We start from the raw sequence: 3,624 nt of genomic DNA, 5'->3' as shown, positions 1-3,624 counted from the left end.
CTCACGGCCTGGATCTGCTCGACGGGGTTGTTGCCGAGGGCGTTGCCGCCAAGGGCGACGACAATACGATCGGGCTTGCCAAGAGGCTTAGACATTGCTGGAATCCTTTCTGTAAAAGGCCTACAACCCATTAATAACCCGCGTCCGTGCGATACGCGAGTTTATTAAGGTTTATATTCTCTTTATCGCTCATTTTATTCATTTTGAAAATAGCGGAACGGTGAACGGTCGTTTTTATCCGCTCAGCGTACAGAACCCCAGCTCAGACATATCTACGCCATTTACGTGCAACTTTATTTAAATGCAGCGAGGATTATGTCGGATTATGCAAACTACATCTCTGCTAAACACAAAACGGACAGCGCAATATCTTACTCGCACTATACGATATTCTATGCACTTATAAGTTGAGTATGCACCCCTGCAAAAACAAGGGGCTTTTCATCCAGCATAAGGAATAATCAATCGCGTCTCACCCTTCGGCAAGCGACCGAGAGCGAACTGCGGTTTGGCCATGCGGGTCTGACCAAGGGTCCAAAAAACGAAATAGGAATATTGCTTTCGCTCCTCAAGCGTGATACTTTAGCCGAGTACAGCACGGGCTGGGGCGGCAGGCGTCTGTCGTGAAGTTTGGGTTCGGCGACCCCGTAGCTGTCTTCTCCTTTATCCGCCAGCGAGCCCCTTGAGCGACGGATTGAGGAGGTCCTTACTATGACAAAAATGCTCAAGATTACGCTGAATGGTGAGACGTTTCTCGCCGACATGCTCTGGGACAAAGCGCCCGAAGCATGCAGACTGTTCGAAGCGTCCTGTCCGGTCGAGTCGCGCATCTTCTCGGCAAAGATTTGCGATACCGAGGTGACCTATCCCGTATCGGGCCCCATCGCCAACTACGAGCACATCGAGAATCCCGTCTTTAACGAACCCGCGGGTGCGGTGAGCTGGTACGGCGGCTGGTCTTCGGTCTGTATCTTCTTTGATGTTTGCGAGCCTTTTGGCACCTGCAACATGTTTGCCCGCATCTGCGAGGCCGACCGCGAGCGCTTTGCCGCCGTCTGCCGCAATGTCTGGGACAACCAAGGCATGTACATTAAAAACGAAATCGTCGAGATCGAAACGGAAGCCTAAAGATGATGGATATCAACACCCTGCTCACGCTCGACCTTGCTGAGTACACCACTGCACTTGAAGCCCTCGCCGACCAAATGATACTCGAGGAGCCCCGCGACATCGACCTGATGCGCCGTCGCAAGCTCGACACCGGCCGAGAGTTCGCAGTATGGAACTTTACCGTCGGTTACTGCATGAACGCCGCCGACGCCCTTTCGCTCCTGCGCGCCCAAGCAACCGAGAACGCCAACGGCGACACCGCCAACTTGGCCACCCTCAATAACAGCGCCGCGCGCCTGTGCGACTGGTTCTCGGGCGCCTTCGACGTCACCGGCAAGATGGACGACACGACCGCCATCCTCGCCCGCAGCCGCGATCTCTACACCCAGGTCGAGACCCGCGAGCAGTTTGCCGCCCTCACCCGCGCCACCGAGCGCTATCTGGTTCAGCTGCAATTTTGGGTCGATCGCCAGATTCCCTGGCCGGCCATCAGCGACCTGGTCCACGGCTACCGCCTACGCACCGAAACCGGCGAGACAAGGTAAGCCGAACTAGCAACACCAACAACGCCCCATCGCGGGATCAAAAACAGCAATCAGGAGGCTGGAGACGCAAATAACGACGTCCCCAGCCTTTTCGCAAAGTGCCGTGCTGGTTCGATGGCTTTGAGACCTAAGCGAATCTTTGCTATTTGCCAATTTTTGTATGATTTGGGGCATTTCTATTTGCCATTTTTTGTATGATTTAGGTCAATTCTATTTGCCAATTTTTGTCATTTAGGAGTTTTAATGCTACGCCGTAAGGTCACTGATAGGCTTTTAGGCTGGAAAAATAGCTCTCATAAGGCCTTGCTTGTTACCGGTGCGCGCCAGATTGGCAAGAGCTATGCGATTCGCGCGTTTGGTAAAGACAACTACGCTTCGTATTTTGAGGTCAATTTGCTACTCGACGCCGAGGCAAGGGATGTGCTTGTTGGCGCCAAGAACGCCGTTGACTTTATCAACCGTGTGGCCCTTCTTGCGGATGCACCGCTTGCTGAGGGAGATACGCTTATCTTTGTCGATGAGATTCAGGAATACCCGCAGATCATTACGCTCATGAAGGCATTGGTCGAGGACGGGCGCTTTAGCTATGTCTTCTCGGGGTCTATGCTTGGGACCGAGTTTAAGGGGATCTCTTCTTTTCCGGTAGGGTATGTCGAACACATTGTTATGCGGCCGATGGATTTTGAAGAGTTTTGTTGGGCAAACAGCGTCAGCGAGAATGTGCTTGCAGGAATTCGCAGCTGCCTTGTCGAAAGGCGACCCGTCGAAAACTATATTCATGAGGCGATGCTCAAAAACTTTAGAGCCTATATCGTTTGCGGCGGCATGCCGGAGGTCGTTCAGAACTATATCGATTCGGGCTATTCGCTCGTGAGAACGCGTGAGCTTCAAATTCAGCTAGTCGATCAGTACAAAAGCGACATCTCTAAATATGCATCGACTCGAGCGTTTAACGTTCGCTCCATTTTCGAGCAAATTCCCGTTCAACTTGAGGCGGAATCCCATCGCTTTGTTGTTTCATCCCTGGGCGAGGGGGCTCGCCTTCAAAAATACGAGCAGGATTTCCTATGGTTGGTGAACGCGGGCGTTGGACTGATGGTCGCCCAGGTGACGGAGGCCCGGAGTCCTCTTAAGAGGACAGAGAAGGCGACCGCCTTCAAACTATACGAGTCTGATACAGGCATGCTCGCATCGCGATATCCCGGCAGCACGGCACGTGCCGTCTATCTTGACATGAAAACCCCCAACCTCGGCGGCCTCTATGAGAACGTGGTCGCGCAGGAGCTTGTTGCCCTTGGGGTGGATACGTGGTACTACCAGACGCGTGAGGTCGGTGAAGTTGACTTTGTGGTCGAAGGCACTCGCGGGCACGTTGTCCCAATCGAGGTCAAATCGGGCAAGAAGGTTCGAGCCCATGCGGCCCTCGACCGTCTGATGAGCGTGGGCGAGTACAAAATTCCCGAGGCCGTTGTGCTAAGCCACGAGAACCTCAGCAAAGAGGGCAAGGTCCTGTACGTTCCAATCTATATGACATTCTGTCTCGATGAGTTTATGGAAAAGGACGACCCCAACAACGATTTCTCGTTTGCACCCATATCCCTCTAGGCCATCTGAATCCGCAACCCAGCCCCCACCCATGCCCAAAGTGTTGCGTTGTTTCGCGCAAAGCGCGAAACAGCACCGGGACAGCAGAAAGCCACAACCAGCTCCCCCACTATGCCCAAAGTGGCGCGCTGTTTCGCGGCAAAGCCGCGAAACAGCGAAAGGGACATAAGGCCCCATCAGCCACGTCCCTCATCCAGCCCCACAATCCAAGGACGTAGTCGTAGCAGGATCTGAGGGCTGACCTTCGCGGACACTCCGCAGGACGAAAGAACCCCCGCCGCACGTAGTGTGAACTGCGCCCCAATTCTTGGACGGGCTAATAAGCGGCCTACGCCGCACATAGGGACTGATTCCGGAATTCCTC

The 3,624-nt window shown here is 53.8% G+C and carries 3 protein-coding genes; all 3 read left to right on the top strand.

Features of this window, described 5'->3' with window-relative positions:
- Window positions 1–711: 711 nt before the first annotated feature.
- The 3 genes from PMW70_RS09600 to PMW70_RS09590 all read left to right on the top strand — a co-directional run bounded on the left by PMW70_RS09600 (window position 712) and on the right by PMW70_RS09590 (window position 3,260).
- Complete coding sequence (locus PMW70_RS09600) at window positions 712–1,128, top strand: DUF3830 family protein (protein ID WP_117790295.1); 417 nt, start codon at window positions 712–714, stop codon at window positions 1,126–1,128.
- A gap of 2 nt (window positions 1,129–1,130) precedes the next feature.
- Window positions 1,131–1,655: a hypothetical protein gene (locus PMW70_RS09595; RefSeq protein ID WP_117790296.1), complete on the top strand. Its 525-nt coding sequence runs from the start codon at window positions 1,131–1,133 to the stop codon at window positions 1,653–1,655.
- Between the two features lie 243 nt (window positions 1,656–1,898).
- The gene (locus PMW70_RS09590) at window positions 1,899–3,260 is read left to right on the top strand and encodes an ATP-binding protein (protein ID WP_271744726.1); all 1,362 of its coding nucleotides are present in this window, start codon (window positions 1,899–1,901) and stop codon (window positions 3,258–3,260) included.
- Window positions 3,261–3,624: the final 364 nt, after the last annotated feature.

It is taken from the genome of Collinsella aerofaciens (genome assembly GCF_028209625.1).
Classification (GTDB): domain Bacteria; phylum Actinomycetota; class Coriobacteriia; order Coriobacteriales; family Coriobacteriaceae; genus Collinsella; species Collinsella aerofaciens_AM.
Note: the sequence above shows the minus strand (reverse complement) of the source record. Positions and strands in the feature narration are given on the sequence as shown.